General features: G+C 63.0%; 21 protein-coding genes. 10 read left to right on the forward strand and 11 right to left on the reverse strand.

Features of this window, described 5'->3' with window-relative positions:
- Nucleotides 1-37: 37 nt before the first annotated feature.
- Nucleotides 38-2,146 (reverse strand): elongation factor G, encoded by a 2,109-nt coding sequence (gene fusA / locus CSQ95_RS03885; RefSeq protein WP_099408593.1) that lies wholly within the window; start codon nucleotides 2,144-2,146, stop codon nucleotides 38-40.
- Nucleotides 2,147-2,445: 299 nt separating this feature from the next.
- On the opposite strand from fusA, the gene CSQ95_RS03890 reads away from it, so the two are divergent.
- Nucleotides 2,446-3,564 (forward strand): phospholipase A, encoded by a 1,119-nt coding sequence (locus CSQ95_RS03890; protein ID WP_257217939.1) that lies wholly within the window; start codon nucleotides 2,446-2,448, stop codon nucleotides 3,562-3,564.
- Nucleotides 3,565-3,620: 56 nt separating this feature from the next.
- Here CSQ95_RS03890 and CSQ95_RS03895 read toward each other — a convergent pair whose 3' ends face one another.
- From CSQ95_RS03895 to mltG, 10 genes are all read right to left on the reverse strand, one after another.
- Complete coding sequence (locus CSQ95_RS03895; RefSeq protein WP_070218341.1) at nucleotides 3,621-3,818, reverse strand: hypothetical protein; 198 nt, start codon at nucleotides 3,816-3,818, stop codon at nucleotides 3,621-3,623.
- A 154-nt stretch (nucleotides 3,819-3,972) separates the two neighbouring features.
- Complete coding sequence (locus CSQ95_RS03900) at nucleotides 3,973-4,221, reverse strand: hypothetical protein (RefSeq protein ID WP_070311857.1); 249 nt, start codon at nucleotides 4,219-4,221, stop codon at nucleotides 3,973-3,975.
- Nucleotides 4,222-4,328: 107 nt separating this feature from the next.
- The gene (locus CSQ95_RS03905) at nucleotides 4,329-5,252 is read right to left on the reverse strand and encodes a methyltransferase domain-containing protein (RefSeq protein WP_099408549.1); all 924 of its coding nucleotides are present in this window, start codon (nucleotides 5,250-5,252) and stop codon (nucleotides 4,329-4,331) included.
- Nucleotides 5,253-5,506: 254 nt separating this feature from the next.
- Entirely contained in the window at nucleotides 5,507-6,157 is a 651-nt protein-coding gene (locus CSQ95_RS03910; protein WP_070218344.1) for an ankyrin repeat domain-containing protein, read from the reverse strand.
- Nucleotides 6,158-6,173: 16 nt separating this feature from the next.
- Nucleotides 6,174-6,953, reverse strand: coding sequence for a TatD family hydrolase (locus CSQ95_RS03915; RefSeq protein WP_099408550.1), 780 nt, complete (start codon nucleotides 6,951-6,953; stop codon nucleotides 6,174-6,176).
- 92 nt (nucleotides 6,954-7,045) lie between these two features.
- Complete coding sequence (locus tag CSQ95_RS03920) at nucleotides 7,046-7,678, reverse strand: carbonic anhydrase (RefSeq protein WP_099408551.1); 633 nt, start codon at nucleotides 7,676-7,678, stop codon at nucleotides 7,046-7,048.
- Between the two features lie 68 nt (nucleotides 7,679-7,746).
- The gene (locus CSQ95_RS30340; RefSeq protein ID WP_373631262.1) at nucleotides 7,747-8,142 is read right to left on the reverse strand and encodes a VOC family protein; all 396 of its coding nucleotides are present in this window, start codon (nucleotides 8,140-8,142) and stop codon (nucleotides 7,747-7,749) included.
- Between the two features lie 102 nt (nucleotides 8,143-8,244).
- A complete protein-coding gene (locus CSQ95_RS03930; RefSeq protein WP_070218347.1) occupies nucleotides 8,245-9,273 on the reverse strand; it encodes a DNA polymerase III subunit delta' in 1,029 nt (342 codons plus the stop codon).
- A gap of 16 nt (nucleotides 9,274-9,289) precedes the next feature.
- On the reverse strand, nucleotides 9,290-9,931 hold the full coding sequence (gene tmk, locus CSQ95_RS03935) for a dTMP kinase (protein WP_099408552.1): 642 nt from the start codon (nucleotides 9,929-9,931) through the stop codon (nucleotides 9,290-9,292).
- A gap of 24 nt (nucleotides 9,932-9,955) precedes the next feature.
- Nucleotides 9,956-10,942, reverse strand: coding sequence for an endolytic transglycosylase MltG (gene mltG / locus CSQ95_RS03940; RefSeq protein WP_099408553.1), 987 nt, complete (start codon nucleotides 10,940-10,942; stop codon nucleotides 9,956-9,958).
- 176 nt (nucleotides 10,943-11,118) lie between these two features.
- Between mltG and CSQ95_RS03945 the strand changes: the two genes are divergently transcribed.
- From CSQ95_RS03945 to CSQ95_RS03985, 9 genes are all read left to right on the forward strand, one after another.
- Complete coding sequence (locus CSQ95_RS03945) at nucleotides 11,119-12,234, forward strand: folate-binding protein YgfZ (protein ID WP_099408554.1); 1,116 nt, start codon at nucleotides 11,119-11,121, stop codon at nucleotides 12,232-12,234.
- Between the two features lie 7 nt (nucleotides 12,235-12,241).
- Entirely contained in the window at nucleotides 12,242-12,532 is a 291-nt protein-coding gene (locus tag CSQ95_RS03950) for a DUF4936 family protein (protein ID WP_099408555.1), read from the forward strand.
- Nucleotides 12,523-13,260 carry an NRDE family protein gene (locus CSQ95_RS03955; protein WP_099408556.1) on the forward strand — a complete coding sequence of 246 codons (738 nt, stop codon included), beginning with the start codon at nucleotides 12,523-12,525 and terminating at the stop codon, nucleotides 13,258-13,260. Before CSQ95_RS03950 ends, CSQ95_RS03955 begins: the two co-directional genes overlap by 10 nt.
- A gap of 274 nt (nucleotides 13,261-13,534) precedes the next feature.
- Entirely contained in the window at nucleotides 13,535-14,542 is a 1,008-nt protein-coding gene (locus CSQ95_RS03960; RefSeq protein ID WP_099408557.1) for a LacI family DNA-binding transcriptional regulator, read from the forward strand.
- A gap of 31 nt (nucleotides 14,543-14,573) precedes the next feature.
- Entirely contained in the window at nucleotides 14,574-16,058 is a 1,485-nt protein-coding gene (gene xylB / locus CSQ95_RS03965; protein ID WP_218963574.1) for a xylulokinase, read from the forward strand.
- 2 nt (nucleotides 16,059-16,060) lie between these two features.
- Nucleotides 16,061-17,011: a transaldolase gene (gene tal, locus CSQ95_RS03970; RefSeq protein ID WP_099408559.1), complete on the forward strand. Its 951-nt coding sequence runs from the start codon at nucleotides 16,061-16,063 to the stop codon at nucleotides 17,009-17,011.
- Nucleotides 17,012-17,076: 65 nt separating this feature from the next.
- The gene (locus CSQ95_RS03975; protein WP_099408560.1) at nucleotides 17,077-18,012 is read left to right on the forward strand and encodes an ABC transporter substrate-binding protein; all 936 of its coding nucleotides are present in this window, start codon (nucleotides 17,077-17,079) and stop codon (nucleotides 18,010-18,012) included.
- Between the two features lie 77 nt (nucleotides 18,013-18,089).
- Nucleotides 18,090-19,589 carry a sugar ABC transporter ATP-binding protein gene (locus CSQ95_RS03980; RefSeq protein WP_099408561.1) on the forward strand — a complete coding sequence of 500 codons (1,500 nt, stop codon included), beginning with the start codon at nucleotides 18,090-18,092 and terminating at the stop codon, nucleotides 19,587-19,589.
- Between the two features lie 24 nt (nucleotides 19,590-19,613).
- Nucleotides 19,614-20,624 (forward strand): ribose ABC transporter permease, encoded by a 1,011-nt coding sequence (locus CSQ95_RS03985; protein ID WP_099408562.1) that lies wholly within the window; start codon nucleotides 19,614-19,616, stop codon nucleotides 20,622-20,624.
- Nucleotides 20,625-20,872: the final 248 nt, after the last annotated feature.

Below are 20,872 nucleotides of genomic sequence, written 5' to 3' on the forward strand. Positions count from 1 at the left end.
TGTCGGATTACGCGGGGCGTTGCCCCGCTAATCCGACCTACCTGGCCTTGCCGGCAGATGCCACCTGGTCCAGGATATGCTTGGGCACGGCCGCATAATGCTTGAATTCCATCGTGTACGTGGCGCGGCCCTGGGTCAGCGAGCGCAGGGTGGTGGAATAGCCGAACATTTCCGCCAGCGGTACGAGGGCCTTGACGATGCGCCCCGCGCCGCCGGGGATGTCGTCGACGCCCTGCACCATGCCGCGCCGGGCCGTCAAGTCGCCCATGACGTTGCCCATGAATTCTTCCGGCGTTTCCGCCTCCACCTGCATCATCGGTTCCAGCAGCACGGGCGACGCCTTGCGCATGCCGTCCTTGAAGGCGATGGAGCCGGCCATGCGGAACGCATTTTCATTCGAATCGACGTCGTGGTAGGAGCCGAACGTCAACGTGGCCTTGACGTCCACCACCGGATAGCCGGCCAGCACGCCCGACTTTAACGTTTCGATGATGCCCTTGTCGACGGCGGGGATGAATTCGCGCGGCACCACGCCGCCCTTGATGGCGTCGACGAACTGGTAGCCCGTGCCCGGCTCCAGCGGTTCGAGTTTCAGCACCACGTGGCCGTACTGGCCCCGTCCGCCCGATTGCTTGACGAACTTGCCCTCGATATCTTCCACCGTGCGCGTGATGGTTTCGCGGTACGCCACCTGCGGCTTGCCGACATTGGCTTCCACGCCGAATTCGCGCCGCATGCGGTCGACCAGAATTTCCAGGTGCAGTTCGCCCATGCCCGACATGATGGTCTGGCCCGATTCCTCGTCCGTATGCACCCTGAACGACGGGTCTTCCTGCGCCAGGCGGTTCAGGGCGATGCCCATCTTTTCCTGGTCCGGCTTGGTCTTCGGTTCGACGGCCTGGGAAATCACGGGTTCCGGGAAGATCATCTTTTCCAGCACGATGATGTGGTCGATGGCGCACAGGGTGTCGCCCGTGGTGACGGCTTTCAGGCCCACGGCGGCGGCGATATCGCCCGCATACACTTCCTTGATTTCCTTGCGTTCGTTCGCATGCATCTGCAGGATGCGCCCCAGCCGTTCCCGCGCGCTCTTGGTGGGGTTGTAGACCATGTCGCCCGAGTTCACCACGCCCGAATACACGCGGAAGAACGTCAGTTGCCCCACGAACGGGTCCGTCATGATCTTGAAGGCCAGCGCCGAGAAATGCTCGTCGTCGGCCGGATGGCGCTCCACCTCGTTGTCGTGCTCATCGTGGCCCATGATGGGCGGCACTTCCAGCGGCGACGGCAGGTATTCGATGACGGCGTCGAGCATGGCCTGCACACCCTTGTTTTTAAAAGCGCTGCCGCACAGCATGGGCACGATCTCGTTGCGGATGGTGCGCGCGCGCAAGGCCTGCTTGAGCTCCGCTTCGGTGAACGTGTCGCCGTTCAGGTAGCGTTCCGTCATCTCGGTGGTGGCCTCGGCAGCGTGCTCGACCAGGTGCTCGTGCCACTCCCGCGCCTGCGCCAGCAGCTCGGCGGGAATCTCGCCATAGCTGAACTGCACTCCCTGGCTGGCGTCGTCCCAGGTGATGGCGCGCATTTTCAGCAAGTCGATGACGCCCGTGAAATGCTCTTCGGCGCCGATCGGCAGCTGGATGGGCACGGCCACGCCCTTCAGGCGCTCGGCGATCTGCTTGCGCACGCGCAGGAAATCCGCGCCCACCCGGTCCATCTTGTTGATGAAGGCGATGCGCGGCACATGGTATTTATTGGCCTGGCGCCAGACGGTCTCGGACTGGGGCTGCACGCCGCCGACGGCGTCGTAGACCATCACGGCGCCGTCGAGCACGCGCATCGAGCGCTCCACCTCGATCGTGAAATCCACGTGGCCGGGCGTGTCGATGATGTTGATGCGGTGTTCGGGGAAGTTGCCGGCCATGCCTTTCCAGAACGCGGTGGTGGCGGCCGAGGTGATGGTGATGCCCCGTTCCTGCTCCTGCTCCATCCAGTCCATGGTGGCGGCGCCGTTATGCACTTCGCCGATCTTGTGATTGACCCCCGTATAAAACAGGATGCGCTCGGTGGTGGTGGTCTTGCCGGCGTCGATATGGGCGCTGATGCCGATGTTGCGGTAGCGCTCGATAGGTGTTTTGCGGGTCATCACAATCTCCATGGCTAACCCGGCGCGCCAGTGTTTGCACCGGTTTTCCAGTGTAGCAGACATCGATTTGAGCGGCACGGCAGCGGGCCGTTTACCACGCGTACAACACTTGCCGTCGCGCGCACGTCAGGCGCACGGAGGCTAATTGCGGATTCGGCTATACTTCCCGGACTTTAATTTTTGAACTTTAATTCAACAAAGATTAATAAAAATCAATACGCACCGTAAATTATCGTGCAAGGCGACGCCGCCGGCATGCCAGCCCAGGTGCGCACCGAATGACATGCCCCACTCAGCCTATGACTATCCGACTAAGAAAAATAATCCTCTCCTCCCTGCTGGCGTCGCCGGCGCTGGCCATGGCCGGCGAACTGGAACAGCAAATGCAGCGTTGCGCCGTGCTCGGTGACGCCAGTGCCCGCCTGGGCTGCTTCGATACCCTGGCCAAGGCGGCGGAAAAAGCCACCATCGCCGCCGGCGGTGATCCCGTCACCGCTGCCATCACCCTGGCGGCAGCTGCCGAGGTCGCTCCCATCACGCCCGTCAGCCCGCCGGGCGTGGCCACACCGGACGCCGTCAACGCCGCCATCCCCGCCATCGCGCAGGCTGGCGCGGCGCCGCCGGAAGCACCGATTTCGCGCACCCAGCAATCATGGGAACTGAACGACGCCTCGAAGCGGGGCCTGTTCAACTTCCGCCCGCACCGCGACACGTATCTGTTGCTGGCCAATTACAGCGACGCCTCGAACGACGAACCGTTCCAGGACTTCACGCCGGCCGGCATCAAGAGCCAGCACGTGGAATTGACGTTCCAGCTGAGTTTCAAGATGAAGCTGCTGGAAGACATCGCCGGCACGCCCATCGACATGTGGTTCGGCTATACGCAGCAAAGTTTCTGGCAGGCGTATAACCGCAAGGCTTCGAGCCCCTTCCGCGAGACCAATTACCAGCCTGAACTGATGCTGATCTTGCCGATCAACAAGAATTTCGCGGGCCTGGAATTCAATTACCTGAACCTGGGCCTCGTGCACCAGTCGAATGGCCAGACCTCGACCCTGTCGCGCAGCTGGAACCGCGTGTATGCCGAGCTGGGCGTGGAAAAAGACAACCTGGCCGTCACGGGCCGCATCTGGCACCGCCTCGACAATAGCGCTACGGACAACGACAATATCGACATCACCGATTACATGGGGCATGGCGACTTGCGCGTGAGCTACCGCAACAAGGGCCATGAATACGCTGTGACGGCGCGCCGCAATTTCAGCAAGAAGCATGGCTCAATGCAGGCCAGCTGGGCTTTCCCGCTGAAGGCCAACCTGAAAGGCTATCTGCAGCTGTTCTCCGGCTACGGCCAGAGCTTGATCGATTACAACTATTCGCAGAAATCGATCGGCGCCGGTTTCATGGTCGACCTGTAAGCAGTACACGCATAAAAAATGGCGCCGACGGCGCCATTTTTTATGGGAAATCCAGTTCAGTGCCGCCCACCGCCCAGCACGCGGGCCGGCAGCATGACGATGGCGCGCAGCAATTCGAACACGCCTTCCACGCCGATGCCGATCAGGCGAAATGGCAGCAACAGCAGCCAGGCCAGCGGATACAGCACGAGAGCCAGCAAGGCCAGGGGCCAGCACACCAGCAAGAGCAGCAGCCACAGCACGAATCCCAGCATCGCCTTCCCCCCTCGAATGAAATGTGCGGAGCAAGCCGTGCTTGCCCCGCTACCGTGACGGCACTATAGTCAAGCACCGCCGCGGCGGCAACGGCCATGCGACGAACTGCGTGCTACGGGGATGAACGGTACAAAAACGGGAATGAACGGGGGCTTACTGGCCGACGCAAATCACTTTCGTGATGTACTCGTGCGCGTTCGGCTTCTTGCTGGCGGCCCATTTGATGGCCTGGTTGGCCTCTTCGATGGTCAGGACGGAGGCCTTGTCCTTCGACTTGATGAAGGACACGCCTTCAAACACGCCTTCCTTGCTGCGCATTACCTTGGCAAACACGGGCGGCTTGGTCTCGCCGTCGCTGATTTTGTTCTGTTGCACGAGGTAACGCTGATCGATCTGTTCCATGATAATAAAGCTGTCCAGTGGTAAAAGACGGAATATACCCTGAATGGACAAACGCCGCAGGATGAAATCGCTGCGGCGTTATCTTTAAATCAATGATACTCAGATACTCAGGCGTAGACGGCGTTCTGCGTGGCAGGCTGCAGATTCACGTCATAGATCACCTGCGCGCGGATCGACGTTTCCAGCGAGGGGATCGAGCCGCCCGCGCGGTACTGGAAGCTCACTTGCAGCACGTCGCCCGCCTTCACGGCCACCGGCGCGGCCAGCGGCAGGCACATGTAGTGGTTCAGCCAGTCGATGGTGGTCGAGCGCTCGGGCACGACGGCCAGGATATTCTTGGTGACGAAACGCAAGGCGTTCAAGGTGCCGCTGCGCTCGACGACGAACTTGCCGTCGAAGCCGAACACGCTGTCCGTCGGCTGGCTGAAGTCGATGATGCTGTAGACGGACGGCGGCGCCAGTTCCAGCACGCCCGGGTGGATGGCCGTGGTTTCCTGGAATTGCACGATGGGCGCATAAAACCCCTCGAAATCGTATTCCTGCTGCATCGGCTGCACGGCCATGATGACGGCCTCGGGCAGGAAGATGGGCAGCGGGCCGCCGAAGCGGGCCAGGTAGCGGCGCTTGAACGATTCGATCACTTCCACCTGCTTTTCGCGCAGCATGCCTACATGGATCATTTCGCAGATGACCACGTCGACGGGCTCGGGCGGCAGGTATTCGAAGGCGTCCGCATGGACGACTTCGACTTTTTCACCGTTGGGATTGAGCGCCAGCATCTTGCGCGCTTCCTTGACCATGTCCGGATTGAACTCCACGCACCAGACCTTGTCGGCGCGCGCTGCCGCAAACCACGACAGCACGCCCGTGCCGCCGCCCAGCTCCAGCACCTTCATGCCGGGTTTCACCGCGTAATCGATCGCCGACTTGAACCCGTGCATGCGGTTCTGGTCCATCAACATATTGTGATGGTAATGGACGGGGATAAATTGCCCCAGGTAACAACTCTCGATTTCTCGTTCATTCAGCATGTCTGTCCTCTTGGAGTCTGGCTCCGATGGCCGATCGGTTTTGTCATTCCAGAAAGCAGTGATATCGCACGGGCTGCGCGAGGGGCGGCGACAATACAGCCGGCGCCTGACGGTGGTGTGATGGCCCATGCGAACAATCTCCTGATTAATGCGACACGATCATTATCGTTAATCGCCAGGGAGAACAAAGGGCTGAGGTGAGAGGCAATTCCATGCCAGTTTCAGCGCTGGCATGGAAAATATTATCAGAACGACTATTTACGGGCAGCGCGCGCCTTCTGGGCCGCTTCGATGATGGCGACCACGCCCGGCTTGTCGCCGGCCTGGGCGAACTGCACGGCCGTCCAGCCATGGTCGCTTTTCAGGGTGGCGTCCGCGCCCCAGGACAACAGCAGCTTGACGGCGCCCTCCTGTCCTTCGCGGGCGGCAAACATCAGCGGCGTGATATTGGCAGGCGCGCGCGCATCAACGACGGCGTCGCGGTCGAGCAATATCTTCATGATGGGCAAGTCGCCCGCCGAGGCCGCATAATGGAGCGCCGTCCAGCCGCTCTGGTTGACCTTGGCACCCTTGGCCAGCAAGGCGTTCACCGCGTCCAGCTTGTGCTTGTAGGCGGCCATCATCAGCGCCGTGTTGCCGTTGGCCGAACGGGCCTCGATGTCGATGCCGGGTGCGTCGAGCAGCAGCTTGAACACCTTGTCCGCATCGTCGCGCAGGGCCAGCACGAGCGGTATGTCGCCGCGCTGCGCGTCAGGCTGGTTCGGATTCATGCCGTCAGCCAGCATGCCGCGCACGCCGCTGTCGTTGTTGACGGAGACGGCGCGGAAGAAGGCATCCGGTTCCGGCGCCGCCTGGCCGGCCGTCGCCCAGCACAGCAGCATCGCCGCAGCGAGTTTTCTCATCATGTCGGACCTTAAGAAGTTATGGCAACTGATTGAATAGCTTGAAGAAATTATCCGTCGTCTGTTTCGCCACCTGGTCCAGGGGGATGCCTTTCAGGGTCGACAGGTACTCGGCCACGTGGGCCACGTAACCCGGTTCGTTCATGCGGCCGCGGAACGGCACGGGCGCCAGGTACGGCGAATCCGTCTCGATCAGGATGCGCTCGAGCGGCACTTCCAGCGCCACGGCCTGCAAATCCTTGGCGCTCTTGAACGTGACGATGCCGGAAAACGAGATATAGAAACCCATATCGATGGCGGCGCGCGCCACTTCGAGCGATTCCGTAAAGCAATGCATGACGCCGGCCACGCCGCCGTCGGCCACGCCCGCACCCTCTTCGCGCATGATGCGTATCGTGTCTTCGCTGGCCGCTCTTGTGTGAATAATCAAGGGTTTACGGGTGATTCTTGAAGCTTTGATGTGAGTGCGGAAACGCTCGCGCTGCCACTCGAGGTCGCCCGTCAGGCGGAAATAATCGAGGCCCGTCTCGCCGATGGCGATGATCTTCGGGTGGTTGGCCAGGCGCACCAGGTCTTCCACCGACGGTTCAGGCGTGTCCTCGTAATCGGGATGCACGCCAACGGACGCGAAAATATGCGGGTACTGCTCGGCCAGGGCCAGCACCTGCGGGAAGTCCGGCAAGTCGACGGACACGCACAGCGCGTGCGTCACCTTGTTCTCCGCCATCTTGGCGAGGATCTCGGGCATGCGAGCGGCCAGCTCGGGGAAATTGATATGGCAATGGGAATCGATATACATAAGGCGGGATTGTACCGGAGGGAGCAAAAACTGGCAGGGGAACGGCGGCGGCGCGCATCCCCTGCCGGGGCGGTTCGGATGCTGGCAGCCGATTACATCTGCGAGGCCGGATGTTCGGCCAGTGGAACGAAGTTGCCGGTCGATTCGTCGAGCGCGTCGAGCGAGCCGTTCTCGATGTCGTACACCCAGCCATGCAGGGTCAGGCGATGCTGCGCCATGGCCAGCGCCACCGAGGGATGCGTGCGCAGGTTATTCAGTTGCGCCACCACGTTGGCGCGTACCATGCCGTCGATGCGCGACTGTTCCGTTGGATGGTCGACCGACTCGTTGATCATGCGCGCAGCATCCGCATGGTGCAGCCAGCTGCGCACGGCCGGCATGTGATCGAGGCAGGCGCAGGTGGCGATCGCCTTCATCGCGCCGCAATCGGAATGGCCGCAAATGACGATGTCGGTCACGTTCAGGGCGGACACGGCAAACTCCACCGTGGCGCTGACGCCGCCCGGCTCCGGGCCGTACGAAGGCACGATGTTGCCCGCGTTGCGGATCACGAAGAGTTCGCCCGGCTCGCGCTGCGTCACCAGTTCCGGCACCATGCGGCTGTCCGAGCAGGAAATGAACAGGGCCTTCGGGGTTTGTCCCGTGGCCAGGGTCTTGAACAACTCGCGGCGCTCAGGAAAAACCTCTTTTTGGAAACGTAAGAATCCAGCAATAATGTCGCGCATAATCAATAGGGATCGTTATCTGAGCCGGTATTATCGCTGAATGGCGCAGGTTTCGCCTATTGCCCCGCCTACTGCCCTTCTGGCGGCTGCCACAGCTCTACCTTGTTACCCTCGGGATCGATGACCCAGCCGAACTGGCCGTATTCCGAGTCGGGCGCCTTGTCCAGCACCGTGCAGCCCTCGTCGCGCAGCGCTTGCAGCAGCGCATCGAGGTCGTCGACCCGGTAATTGACCATGAAGGAAGCCTTGCCGGGCGCGAACTGCTCGCTGTCCCGCGCTGCCACGGACCAGATGGTGGTACCGGCCGTGGGCTGGCCAGCGGCATCCGTCCAGGTGAAGGCGGCGCCCCCCCCCCCCAGGGCTGCACGTCCAGGCCCAGGTGGCGCTGGTACCAGGCGCGCAGCGCGGCCGGGTCTTGCGCCTGGAAAAAGATACCGCCAATGCCAGTGACTCGTTGCATGCACGCCTCCGTTGCTGTCCAGTGCCTGACTGTAACACCGGGGGGGCAAGCGTGGCAAACGGCGCAGAGATAATTTACATTAACTCAGTAACGCAAGCCCTTGATTTCATTGGCAGCTTGAAGCGTAGTCTAGCAGCATGTCTTCGAGGAACAGCTTGGGCGACAAAGGGTGTTCGGCAATCGCGCGGCGCTCATTCGCCGCCTTGATGGCGGCCATCAGGCGGCTGACGTTGATGCGCCCGGCCAGCGCTTCCAGTTCGCGCCGGTGGCGCGGGTAGTAGCGGATGGTGCCGGACAATTTAACGGAAAACACGTCGTACAGCCAGCGCTGGAGCGATGCCACGAGCGGCGCCAGCGGCGCCTTCTGCAGTTTGTCCGCCGCCTTCAGGGCCGCTTCCACGCCGGGATTGGCCAGCACCTGCAGCAACTGTTCCGTTTCCTCGCGACCGCCCGATTCGGACTGGGCCAGCGCCGCCAGCGGCGCGCCGCCCTGCTCGCGCAGCCAGCTGTCCGCATCGTTCAAGCCTTGAGCCTTGAGCCACGTCAACGCCTGCTCGTGGCTGGGCATGGGCAAGGCAAATTTCCTGCAGCGCGACAAGATCGTCGGCAACAGGCGGTCCAGGCTGTTCGAGGCCAGCAGGAACAAGGTGCCTGGCGGCGGCTCTTCCAGGGTCTTCAGCAAGGCGTTCGAGGCGGGCGTGTTGAGCGCCTCGGCCGGGTACAGCACCACCACGCGCAAGCCCTGGCGGTGCGTGGAAATGTTCATGAAGTCGGCCAGGTTGCGGATCTGTTCGATCTTGATGTCTTTCGACGGCGTCTTGGTCTTGGCGCTTTTCTTCGCGCCCTCGCCCTCTTCGCCGTCGTCGGCCACTTCGTCTTCCAGCGCTTCCGGACGCACGCGGCGGTAATCGGGATGGTTGCCCTGGCTAAACCAGCCGCACGAGGCGCAGGCGCCGCAGGCATGGCCGTCGGCGCGCACGTCTTCGCACAGCAGCGCTTGCGCAAAATGCTCGATGAAGTCGGCCTTGCCGATGCCTTGCGCGCCATGGAACAAAATGGCGTGCGGCATACGCGGGCGCAAGGCTTGCAATTGCTGCCACGCGTCCTGTTGCCACGGATACAGAGAACTTGTCATATCTTCTTCTTTTAAATCAGCGTGTTGCAACGCTTTGTTCAAGCAGAACATCAAGCATTTTTGCCAGCTGTACCTGGATATCGGCAATGCTTTGCGTGGAATCGATGATGCGGAAGCGCTGCGGGAACTGGGCCGCGCGGCGCAGGTACTCGTTGCGCGTGGCGGCAAAGAAAACAGCCTGCTCCTGCTCGAATTTATCCAGTGCGCGCGTCGCATCCAGGCGGGCTCTAGCCACGGCCAGCGGCACGTCGAACAGGAACGTCAGGTCCGGCTGCAGGTGCGGATGCACCCATGCTTCCAGCGCTTCCATCTTGCCCAGGTCCATGCCCCGGCCGCCGCCCTGGTAGGCGAAGCTGGCGTCGCTGAAGCGGTCGGAAATGACCCACTCGCCCCGCTCCAGGGCGGGCGCGATGACTTGCGCGATGTGTTCGCGGCGGCTGGCGAACATCAGCAAGGCTTCCGTTTCCAGATGCATCTTTTCATGCAGCAGCAGTTCGCGCAGCTTTTCGCCCAGGCTGGTGCCGCCCGGTTCGCGCGACGAGACGAGGCTCACGCCCCGCTGCCGCAGGTAATCGGTAACAAAGCCGATATGCGTCGACTTGCCCGCGCCGTCGATGCCTTCGAAGGTGATGAAGCGCGGTTGATAGTGTTGTGTCATGAAGCTCTTGATCTGATAAGGATATTAGCGCTGGTACTGGTTCACGGCGCGGTTATGGTCGGGCAAGTTGGCCGAGAACTGGCTGGTGCCGTCGCCGCGCGCGACGAAGTACAGCGCCTGCGTGCGGGCCGGCGCCAGCGCCGCCGTCAGCGATTGCGCGCCAGCCAGGGCGATCGGCGTGGGCGGCAAGCCGCCGCGCGTGTAGGTATTGTAAGGGGTGTCCGCTTCCAGGTCGCGTTTGCGGATCTTGCCCTGGTAGTTGTCGCCCATGCCATAGATTACGGTCGGGTCCGTCTGCAGCAGCATGCCCGTCTTCAGTCGGTTGACGAACACGCCGGCGATCATGGCCCGCTCGGACTTTTGTCCCGTTTCCTTTTCCACGATGGACGCCATGATCAGCGCCTCGTACGGGTTTTTATATGGCAAGGCCGGATCGCGCTTGAACCACGCTTCGGACAGGCGGCCTATCATGGCCGCGTGCGCCTGCTTGAAAATCTGCATTTCGCTGGCGCCCTTGGCGAACAGATACGTGTCCGGGAAGAACAAGCCTTCCGGCAGCACATATTCGGGGCTGATCTTCGCCATCAGTTCCTTGTCGGACAGACCCACGGTATCGTGCTTGAGACCAGGATGGCTGGCCATGGCCATGCGCATCTGCCTGAAGGTCCAGCCTTCGATGATGGTCAAGGATTCCTGCGCGAACTCGCCGCGCGCCAGTTGCGTGATCAGACGCTGCGGCGTCGTGCCCGGCTTCAGCTCGTAGGAACCGGCCTTGATCTTCGAGGTCTTGCCTTCGATGCGCGCCAGCATGTTGAACAGGATGGGCACGATGGGCACGCCCGCGTCCGCGATCTGCTGGCCGGCCGCATGCGCGCCGCTGCCGGGCGCAATCGTAAACGGGATCGCTTCGCCGTCCGTGGTGATGGGCTGCTGCGCCCAGTACACAAAAGTACCGCCCACGCCGATGGCGGCGATGACTGAACTGACTACAAGTTTTTTAAAGAAAGCCATTGTTCCGATTCTTGTGATGCACTCGCTGGCGGGCAGCGCGCGCTTGTTATGATCGTTCATTTGTGAAGCAAGTACGCGCAAAGCGGCGCCAACACTGGCAATCTTGCCGCTGCCGACGCAATCTGCGCGACATCACTATAATGAACCCGTAATGATAATGCTTAATCGCTGATCTAATGGAAATTATGAATAACTGGAATCAATTTTTAACCGCCCAAGGCGCCCGCCCCGCTGCCATCGATGGCGCGCCTGACGGCACCGTCCCCATCGCCGCCGCCCCTATCGCCGATTTTGGCCAGTCCCTGACAGTGTCCCAGCTGCAAGAAGGTTTTGTCGTGGCCATCACGGACCAGGGCTTGATCGGCTTGAACGGCGACGAGGCAGCCAGTTTCCTGCACGGCCAGCTGACCAATGACGTGGAGCACCTGAACCAGGAGCAAGTGCGCCTGGCCGGCTACTGCACGCCGAAAGGCCGGCTGCTGGCCAGTTTCCTGATGTGGCGCAACGCCACCACCATTTATCTGCAATTGCCGCGCGCCATACAGCCCGCCATCCAGAAGCGCCTGCAGATGTTCGTGCTGCGCGCCAAGGCCAAGCTGCACGATGCATCCGTTGATGAAGCGAACCAGGTCGTCCTGGGCTTGGGCGGCAAGCAAGCTGGCGCGGCCCTGTCGGCCTGGTTCCCCGCCCTGCCCGCCACGCCGTTCAGCAAGGTCGAGCACGCGCTGGGCCCCCTGCTGCGCGTGGCCGATGCCTTTGGCAGCCCCCGCTATGAATGGCTGACGTCGGCCGCCACGGCACGCGACGTGTGGCCGCAGCTGGCTGAAAAACTAGCCAAGGGCGGCAATGACGCCTGGCAATTGTCGGACATCCATGCGGGCATCCCGCAGATCACGGCCGCCACGCAAGAGCAATTCGTGCCGCAGATGGTCAATTTCGAGCTGCTGGGCGGCGTCAATTTCAAGAAAGGCTGCTACCCGGGCCAGGAAATCGTCGCGCGCAGCCAGTACCTGGGCAAGCTCAAGCGCCGCACCACCCTCGTCAGCATCGCTGACGCAAGCGTCGTGGCCGGTGGCGAACTGTTTGCCGTCAGCGACCCCGAACAGCCTTGCGGCATGGTCGTCAACGCCGCGCCGAACGGCGTGGGCGGCTTTGACGCCCTCGTCGAAATGAAGCTGGGGGCGATCGAAGAAGGTTCAAGCGCCGCAGGCGCCGTGCGCTACGGCTCGGCCCAGGGTGCGGCCGTGCATTTCCTGCCCATGCCTTACATGCTAGACGCACTCGACTTGTGAGAATGCCATGAAAGATTTGTACATTTATTATCAGGTCAAGGAAGAGCACGCCCAGGCGCTGGAAGCCAGGGTCCGCGCCTTGCAGGCCAAGCTGGCGGCCGCGTCCGGCGTGGCGCCGCAACTGAAGCGCCGCCCCGAAGCCAAGGATGGCTTGCAGACGTGGATGGAAATCTATCCCGTCGTCGGCGAAGGCTTTACGGACTTGCTGGCCGCTGCCGCCGAGGAGGCGGGCTTGCTGGCCCTGACGGCAGGCGCGCGCCATACGGAAGTGTTCATGGATTTGCCCCCATGTGCCTGATCGTTTTTGCCTGGAAAGTCAATCCGCACATTCCGCTGATTGCCGCCGCCAACCGCGACGAATTCTATGAACGCGCCAGCGCCCCCGCCGGGGCCTGGCCCGAGCACCCGCAAGTGTATGCGGGCCGCGACCTGCAGGCGGGAGGCAGCTGGATGGGCATCACGCAGGCCGGCAGCGGCAGCTCGCGCTTTGCCGCCATCACGAACATCCGCAGCCCGCAAGACCGCAATCCGGACGCCCCCTCGCGCGGCGCCCTGGTCGCGGACTATTTGGCCGGCAACATGTCGCCACAGGATTACATCGCGCAGATCCGCACCGGCTGCAAAGCCTACAACGGTTTTAACCTGGTGCTGGGCGATGCGGATACGCTGATCTGGTTTTCCAACCGCGGCGATGGCGATGCGCGCAATGGCCAGCCATTGGAACCGGGCATCTACGGCCTGTCGAACGCCCTGCTCGACGCGCCGTGGCCGAAGGTCCTGAAGACCAAGGCCCAGTTCGCCAGCCTGCTGTGCCAGGGCGCGCCCGACGAGGCCTACTTCGACATGCTGGCCGACACCACGCGCGCGCCGGACTTCCGCTTGCCCGACACGGGCGTGCCGCTCGACCTCGAGCGCGTGCTGTCCGCCGTCTGCATCGAAACACCGGGTTACGGCACGCGCACATCCACCGTCGTCAAACTGTTCCCGGACTCGCCCGGCGAATTGCATGAGCTGGTGATCCAGTAGGTCGGGTTAGCGCGCAAGCGCGTAACCCGACAACACCAGCGCCCTCAACCGGCATCACCACCGTCCCCGATGTCGGATTGCGCGCGCCTCCGGCGCGCTAATCCGACCTACGCAAGCTTTCCCTATCCGCATCGAAAACCCACCATCCACCCATCCGCACAAAAAAGAAAGCGCTTGCGCAAGCGCTTTCTTTTGTTTACGATAGATTCCAACGCGGCGACACAGCCGCACACTATTGCAGCACACAATAAGAATAAAACCATCAGGAGACACCATGGCCACCATGGAAGATGTAGCGCGGGCGGCGGACGTATCGTTGTCGACCGTTTCGCACGTACTCAACGGCACCCGCAAGGTCAGCCCGAAAACCGTCGCCGCCGTCAATGCGGCCATGCAGCAGATCGGCTATGTGCCGAACATGCTGGCGCGCGCCCTGGCCGGCTCCTCGTCGGGCACCATCGGCGTGGCTATTTCCGCCTTCACCAATCATTACTTCAGCGAAACCGTGCGCGCCATCGAGGCGGCTTGCACGCGCCACGGCTTGATGATGCTGTTTTCCGATACGCACGACGATCCCGAGCAGGAACTCAAGGTGGTGCAGAACTTGCACCAGCGCCGGGTCGACGGCATCGTGCTGGCGCCGTCCGGCGATCCGCACAACCGCGCCCTCGACTATTTGACCAGCAACAAGATCGCTTCCGTGCTGGTCGACCGTATGTCGCCGCAGCCCTTCGACCAGGTGGGCGTGGAAAACATCGAAGCGACGGCCGAACTGGTCAGCCATCTGATCGCGGCCCACGGCCACCGCCGCATCGGCTTCATCGCGGGCGCGCCCGGCCTGTCCACGACGCACGAGCGTATCGAAGGCTACCGCCTGGCCTTGCGGCGCGCCGATATCGTTTTTGACCCCGCACTGCTGCGTTCGGGCGACTCCAACCTGGAGCGCAGCGGCGCGGCCACGCGCGAGTTGCTGGCCCTGCCAGCCGGACGGCGTCCCACGGCCATCGTTGCCGGCAATAACCTGATGACCATCGGCACCATGCACGCCTTGCGCGATGCTCACATTGCCGTACCGCAAGACGTGGCGCTGGCCGGCTTCGATGATTTCGACTGGGCCGATTACTTCAGCCCCCGCCTGACCGTGATGGCGCAGCCGCTCGAAGAGCTGGGCGCCATGGCCGTCGACCTGTTGATCGACCGTATCGCCAACCCGGGCCGCGCCCAGCATGTGCAGCGTTTGTCGCCGACCTTGCGCGTACGCAACTCCTGCGGCTGCCCCTGACCTTTCACTGTAAATCAACATGCATCCAGCGATTTCCCTCGGTATCGATCTCGGTACCTCCGAACTGAAAACCGTGCTGATGGACGGCACGGGCGCCTTGCGCGGCCAGGCCTCCGTGCGCATCGATACCAGCCGCCCGCAGCCGGGCTGGTCCGAACAGTCGCCGCAGGACTGGTGGGCCGCCTGCGTCAACGCGCTGGGCCAGCTGCGCGCCGCCTGGCCGCAGGAATATGCCTGCATCGCCTGCATCGGCCTGTCGGGCCAGATGCATGGCGCCGTGCTGCTCGACAGTCACGACAACGTGATCCGCCCTGCCATCCTGTGGAACGATGCGCGCGCCGAAGCCGAAGCGGCGAGCCTGGCGCGCGACTATCCCGCCTACGCGGACGTGACGGGCAGCCTGCCGATGGCGGGCCTGACGGCGCCGAAACTGCTGTGGCTGCAAAAGCATGAGCCGGCCGCGTTTGCCGCCGTCGCCTGCCTGCTGTCGCCGAAAGACTATCTGCGCCTGCGCTTGACGGGGATCAAACTGACGGACATGTCCGACGCGGCCGGCACCCTGTGGCTGGACGAGGCCAAGCGTGCCTGGTACGCCCCCATGCTGGCCGCTTGCGGCCTGGTGCCCGAACAGATGCCGGCGCTGGCCGAAGGCGACGCCGCCACGGGCAGCGTGCTGGCGGCCATCGCGGACCAGCTGGGCTTGCCAGCGGATGTGGTGGTGGCCGGTGGCGGCGGCGACAATCCCGTCTCGGCCGTGGGCATCGGCGCCGTCAACGGCGGCGACAGTTTCATTTCGCTCGGTACCAGCGCCGCCATCGTCTCCGTCACCGAAGCGCCTTTGGGCAACCCGGCCGGCGGCGTGCACAGCTTTTGCCACGCCCTGCCCGGCCGCTGGTATGCGATGGGCGCGATCCTGTCCGGCGCCAGCTGTTTGCGCTGGGCCACTGGCGTGCTGGGCCAGCCCGACGAGGCAGCCCTGCTGGCGCTGGTGGAAAGCGCCGTGCCGCTCGACGCGCCCATCGCGCCATCCGCCCCCCTGTTCCTGCCCTATCTGTCGGGCGAGCGCACGCCGCACAACGACCCGCAAGTGCGCGGCGCCTTTTTGCAACTGGGCCACGACAGCACGCCGGCGCAGCTCGGCTACGCCGTGCTCGAAGGCGTGGCGTTCGCCTTGCGCGACGCCATGGCGGCCGTCACCTCGACCGGTGCCGTGGTGCCCCATTGCATGCTCGTGGGCGGCGGCGCGCGCAGCCAGTACTGGGCGCAGCTGCTGGCCAATGTGCTGGGACGCGAAATGCGCACCCTGCACAACAGCGAGCTGTCGGCCAGCCTCGGCGCGGCCAAGCTGGGCTTTGCGGCCATCGGCGACGCCAGCCTGCTGACGCAGGGATTGCCCATCAAAAACACTTTCCTGCCCGATGCCGCGCACAGCGCAGCCTTGAGCATCCGCTACGGCCGCTACCGTAGCCTGTTTCCCGCCGTGCAAGCCTTGCACCAACTCAGTGATAAGGAATAGTAATGAATCAGCTGCAACAATTGAAACAGACCAGCACCGTCGTCGCCGACACGGGCGACTTTTTGCAACTGGCGCGCTTCGCGCCGCAGGACGCCACCACCAATCCGTCGCTGATTTTAAAGGCCGTGCTGCAGCCCGATTACGCGCCCTTGCTGGAAAGCACGGTCGCCGCGCACAAGAACGCTGCGCTGGACGATATCGTCGACCAGGTGCTGGTGCGCTTCGGCCTGGAAATTTTAAAGGTCGTGCCGGGCCGCGTGTCGACGGAAGTCGATGCCCGCCTGAGCTTTGACCGCGACGCCACCATCGCCCGCGGGCGCCGCCTGATCGCCCTGTACGAGCAAGCCGGCATTGGCCGCGAGCGCGTGCTGATCAAGGTTGCCGCCACCTGGGAGGGCATCCAGGCAGCGCGCGAGCTGGAAAAAGATGGCATCTTTTGCAACCTGACCCTGCTGTTCGCGTTCTGCCAGGCCGTCGCCTGCGCCGACGCGAAAGTGCGCCTGATTTCGCCATTCGTGGGCCGCATCTACGACTGGCACAAGAAATCCTTGGGCGCGGCATGGGACGAAGCGGCGCGCAGCCTGTCCAACGATCCGGGCGTGCAGTCGGTCACGCGCATCTTTAATTACTACAAGCAACATGGCATCGCCACGCAAGTGATGGGCGCCAGCTTCCGCAACGTGGGGCAGATCACGGCCTTGTCCGGCTGCGACTTGCTGACCATCAGCCCGGACTTGCTGGCCAAGCTCGAAGCGCTTGACGCCCCGTTCGAGCGCGCGCTGGGCGCCGACCTGGGCGCGGCGCAGCCGGCCGTCACCTACGACGAGGCCGCTTTCCGCTACGCCTTGAACGACGATGCGATGGCGACCGAAAAGCTGGCCGAAGGCATCCGCGGCTTTGCCGTCGATGCGGGCAAGCTCGATGCCATGATCGAGAAATTACGCAGCCAATAAGTTTGCACCCGGTTTTTCACCCGTAGCACCGTTTGTTTTTACAATAAAAACCCTTGGAGATCCTCATGAAAAAAGTCATTACCGCCACCCTGCTGCTGTCCGCCGCCTGCGGCGCCTTCGCCGCCGACAAACCGCTGAAATCGATCGGCGTGAGCGTGGGCGACCTGGCCAACCCGTTTTTCGTGGCGATTGGCCGCGGCGCGGAAGAAAGCGCGAAAAAGCTGGGCGGCCCCGGCGTGAAAGTCACCACGGTGTCCAGCAAGTATGACCTGAACACCCAGGTGGACCAGATCGAAAACTTTATCGCAAACAAGACCGACATCATCATCCTGAACGCCGTCGATTCCAAGGGCATCGCGCCGGCCATCAAGAAAGCGCGCAATGCGGGCGTGGTCGTGATCGCCGTCGACGTGGGCGCCGTGGGCGCCTCGGCCACCGTGATGTCCGACAACACCATGGCCGGCGACGTGTCGTGCGCCTACCTGGCCAAGCAGATCGGCGGCAAGGGCAATGTGGTGATCCTGAACGGCCCGCCCGTCACCTCCGTGATCGACCGCGTCAATGGCTGCAAGAAAACCCTGGCCGCGTTCAAGGATATCAAGATCCTGTCCGACAACCAGAACGCCGGCGGCAGCCGCGACGGCGGCATGACCGTGATGTCGAACCTGCTGACGGCCCATCCGAAGATCGACGGCGTGTTCGCCATCAACGACCCGACCGGCATCGGCGCCGAACTGGCGATCAAGCAATCGAAGCGCACGGACGTGAAACTGATCACGGCAGTCGATGGCGCGCCCGATGGCCAGAACGCCCTGAAAAACAAGACCGGCCTGTTTGCCGCCACCTCGGCGCAAAATCCGTACCGCATGGCGACCGATGCCGTGCAGATGGGCTACGACATCATGAACGGCCGTACGCCGAAGCAGACCATGGTGCTGTTGCCGACCCCGGCCATCACCAAGGAAAACGTCGCCACCTACACGGGCTGGGTAAAGAACTGATCTGCCTGACCTGAACCACGTGGCGCCGCCGGCCAGTTCGCGGGCGGCGCCAGTTTCACCAGCAAGGAAGGACAGTCATGAGCGACAATATTATTTTTGAAATGCGCGGCATCGAGAAGCGCTTCGGCGCCACGCGCGCGCTGCGCGGCGTGCACCTGACGGTGCGCAGCGGCGAAATCCATGCCGTGATGGGAGAGAATGGCGCCGGCAAGAGCACCCTGATGAAGATTTTATCGGGCGTGTACACCCCCGATGCGGGTGAAATCCTTCTCGACGGCAAACCGATCAGGATCCGCAACCCAGGCGAGGCCCGCGCGCTCGGCATCAACCTGATTTACCAGGAACTGAGCGTGGCCAAGAACATGACGGTGGCGCAGAACGTCTTCATGGGCAGCGAACCGCAAGGCCCGTTCTGGACCGTCAAGGGCGGCGAAATGCGCGCGCGCACGAACGCCATCCTGGCCGACCTCGGTTCCCGCTTCGACGCCGATACCATGGTCGCTACCCTGTCGATCGCCGAGCAGCAGCAGGTGGAAATCGCCCGCGCCCTCGTGCACGAAAGCCGCATCCTGATCATGGACGAGCCCACTGCCGCCCTGTCCGACCGGGAAACAGAACAATTATTCCGCATCATCGAAGAGCAGCGCGACAAGGGTCTCGCCGTGCTCTACATCAGCCACCGCATGGCCGAGGTGGAACGCCTGGCGCGCCGCATCACGGTGCTGCGCGACGGCGCCTATGTGGGCGAGCTGGGCAAGGATGAGCTGGATCAAAAGAAAGTCGTGCAAATGATGGTGGGCCGCCCCGCCGACGACTTTTATGCGCACCAGCGCCGCACCACGCGCGGCGCCGAGCGCTTGCGCGTGGACAAGGTAGGCGGCGGCAAGGTCAAGCCCGCCTCGTTCGCCCTGCATGCGGGCGAAGTGACGGGTCTGGCCGGCCTCGTCGGCGCGGGCCGCACGGAACTGGCGCGCCTGATCTTTGGCGCGGACAAGAAACAATCGGGGCAAGTGTGGCTCGACGGCAAGGAAGTGCACATCCACCGGCCGCTGGCGGCGATTCGCCACGGCATCGGCTACCTGCCGGAAGACCGCAAGAGCCTGGGCCTGTTCATGCAATTGTCGGCCATGGAAAACATGTCGATGAATATCCTGTCCAGGCATTCCACGGCGGGCGTGGTCAACCGTGGCGCCCTGACCCAGCTCACGCGCGAGGCGATTGCCAACCTCAACGTGAAAGTGTCTGGACCGGATGGCATCGTGGGAGGCTTGTCTGGCGGCAACCAGCAAAAAGTCTTGCTGGCGCGCTGGCTGGCCATCGCGCCCAAGGTGCTGATCCTCGACGAACCGACGCGGGGCGTGGACGTGGGCGCGAAGAGCGAAATCTACAAGATCATCCACCAGCTGGCGGACGCGGGCACGGCCGTGCTGTGCATTTCCAGCGAACTGGCCGAGCTGGTCGGCATCTGCGACCGCGTGATGGTGATGTGCGAAGGACGCCTGACGGGAGAAGTGACGGGCGACGATATCACGCAGGAAAACATCCTTGCCTACGCTACCCAGCTGGAAGCGGCATAAGAATAATCATTCAGGAGATAGACCATGACAACGAGTACCACCCGCGGCGCGGCACGCGCCGGCGAACCCTTCAATGCCTCGAACCTGATGCGCCGCCTGGGCATGCTGCCCGTGCTGGTCGTGCTGTACCTGGCCATGTATGGCCTGACCGTGTATTTCTCGGCCGACGGCACGTCCACGTTCATGACCAGCAACAACACCATGAACATCTTCCGCCAGGTATCGATCAACATCGTGCTGGCCTCGGGCATGACTTTCGTCATCCTGACCAGCGGCATCGATTTATCGGTCGGCTCCGTGCTGGCCGTCTCGGCCGTGGCAGGCATGCTGATGTCCTTGTCTGCCCAGTTCGCCGGCTTTTCGATTCCCGCGTTTCTGATCGTCGGCTTGCTGCTGGGCGCGCTGAACGGCGTGCTGGTCGCCCTCGTCGGCCTGAACCCGTTTGTCGTGACCCTGGGTACCATGACGGCCCTGCGCGGCGCAGCCTATTTGCTGGCCGACGGCACCAGCGTGCTGAACACGGAAATCCCCAGCTTCGAATGGATGGGCAACGGCAGCTTCCTGGCCGTGCCCTGGCTGATCTGGCTGGCCGCGGCCGTCGTCGTGCTGACGTGGTTCATCCTGCGCAAGACCACCCTGGGCCTGCATATCTACGCCGTCGGCGGCAATATCCAGGCCGCACGCTTGACGGGCATCAAGGTCGGTCTCGTGCTGATGTTTGTCTACACGATCAGCGGCCTGTTCGCGGGCCTGGGCGGCGCCATGTCGGCCAGCCGTCTGTATGCGGCCAACGGTAACTGGGGCACGGGCTATGAGCTGGACGCCATCGCGGCCGTCGTGCTCGGCGGCACGAGCCTGATGGGCGGCGTCGGTTCCGTCTGGGGCACCGTGATCGGCGCCCTGATCATCGGCGTGATGAACAACGGCTTGACGATCCTGGGGCTGTCGTCGTTCTGGCAGTATGTGGCCAAGGGTGTCGTGATCGTGCTGGCCGTGATTCTCGATAAATGGCGCCAGTCGCACGCACAGAACTGATGGTGCTGGTGGTGTCGGGTTACACGCTTCGCGCTAACCCGACCTGCCATGGCCGCCACAAGCCGGCGTAGATACTGTTATCCCCCGTCAAGCGGCGTGCAAGGCCGGATCAAATATTTTTCCCGACCTGAGCACGCCGAATGCCACGTGCACCAGCTTACGCATCATGGCGCCGATGATCAGCTTGGGCGCTTTGCCGGCGTCACGCAGGCGCTGACCGAAGCGCTTGCCCCAAGGCGTCTTATGCA

It is taken from the genome of Janthinobacterium sp. BJB304 (assembly GCF_002735765.1).
GTDB lineage: Bacteria > Pseudomonadota > Gammaproteobacteria > Burkholderiales > Burkholderiaceae_D > Janthinobacterium.

Coding starts and splice junctions, on each gene's coding strand:
- CSQ95_RS03975 (WP_099408560.1), top strand. CDS start 17,077: ATGAAAAAAGTCATTACCGCCACCCTGCTGCTGTCCGCCGCCTGCGGC.
- mltG (WP_099408553.1), bottom strand. CDS start 10,942: ATGGCTTTCTTTAAAAAACTTGTAGTCAGTTCAGTCATCGCCGCCATC.
- CSQ95_RS03905 (WP_099408549.1), bottom strand. CDS start 5,252: ATGCTGAATGAACGAGAAATCGAGAGTTGTTACCTGGGGCAATTTATC.
- CSQ95_RS03900 (WP_070311857.1), bottom strand. CDS start 4,221: ATGGAACAGATCGATCAGCGTTACCTCGTGCAACAGAACAAAATCAGC.
- CSQ95_RS03945 (WP_099408554.1), top strand. CDS start 11,119: ATGGAAATTATGAATAACTGGAATCAATTTTTAACCGCCCAAGGCGCC.
- CSQ95_RS03950 (WP_099408555.1), top strand. CDS start 12,242: ATGAAAGATTTGTACATTTATTATCAGGTCAAGGAAGAGCACGCCCAG.
- tal (WP_099408559.1), top strand. CDS start 16,061: ATGAATCAGCTGCAACAATTGAAACAGACCAGCACCGTCGTCGCCGAC.
- CSQ95_RS03980 (WP_099408561.1), top strand. CDS start 18,090: ATGAGCGACAATATTATTTTTGAAATGCGCGGCATCGAGAAGCGCTTC.
- CSQ95_RS03930 (WP_070218347.1), bottom strand. CDS start 9,273: ATGACAAGTTCTCTGTATCCGTGGCAACAGGACGCGTGGCAGCAATTG.
- CSQ95_RS03915 (WP_099408550.1), bottom strand. CDS start 6,953: ATGTATATCGATTCCCATTGCCATATCAATTTCCCCGAGCTGGCCGCT.
- CSQ95_RS03985 (WP_099408562.1), top strand. CDS start 19,614: ATGACAACGAGTACCACCCGCGGCGCGGCACGCGCCGGCGAACCCTTC.
- CSQ95_RS03920 (WP_099408551.1), bottom strand. CDS start 7,678: ATGCGCGACATTATTGCTGGATTCTTACGTTTCCAAAAAGAGGTTTTT.
- CSQ95_RS03955 (WP_099408556.1), top strand. CDS start 12,523: ATGTGCCTGATCGTTTTTGCCTGGAAAGTCAATCCGCACATTCCGCTG.
- CSQ95_RS03890 (WP_257217939.1), top strand. CDS start 2,446: ATGACTATCCGACTAAGAAAAATAATCCTCTCCTCCCTGCTGGCGTCG.
- CSQ95_RS03960 (WP_099408557.1), top strand. CDS start 13,535: ATGGCCACCATGGAAGATGTAGCGCGGGCGGCGGACGTATCGTTGTCG.
- CSQ95_RS03910 (WP_070218344.1), bottom strand. CDS start 6,157: ATGATGAGAAAACTCGCTGCGGCGATGCTGCTGTGCTGGGCGACGGCC.
- tmk (WP_099408552.1), bottom strand. CDS start 9,931: ATGACACAACACTATCAACCGCGCTTCATCACCTTCGAAGGCATCGAC.
- CSQ95_RS03895 (WP_070218341.1), bottom strand. CDS start 3,818: ATGCTGGGATTCGTGCTGTGGCTGCTGCTCTTGCTGGTGTGCTGGCCC.
- fusA (WP_099408593.1), bottom strand. CDS start 2,146: ATGACCCGCAAAACACCTATCGAGCGCTACCGCAACATCGGCATCAGC.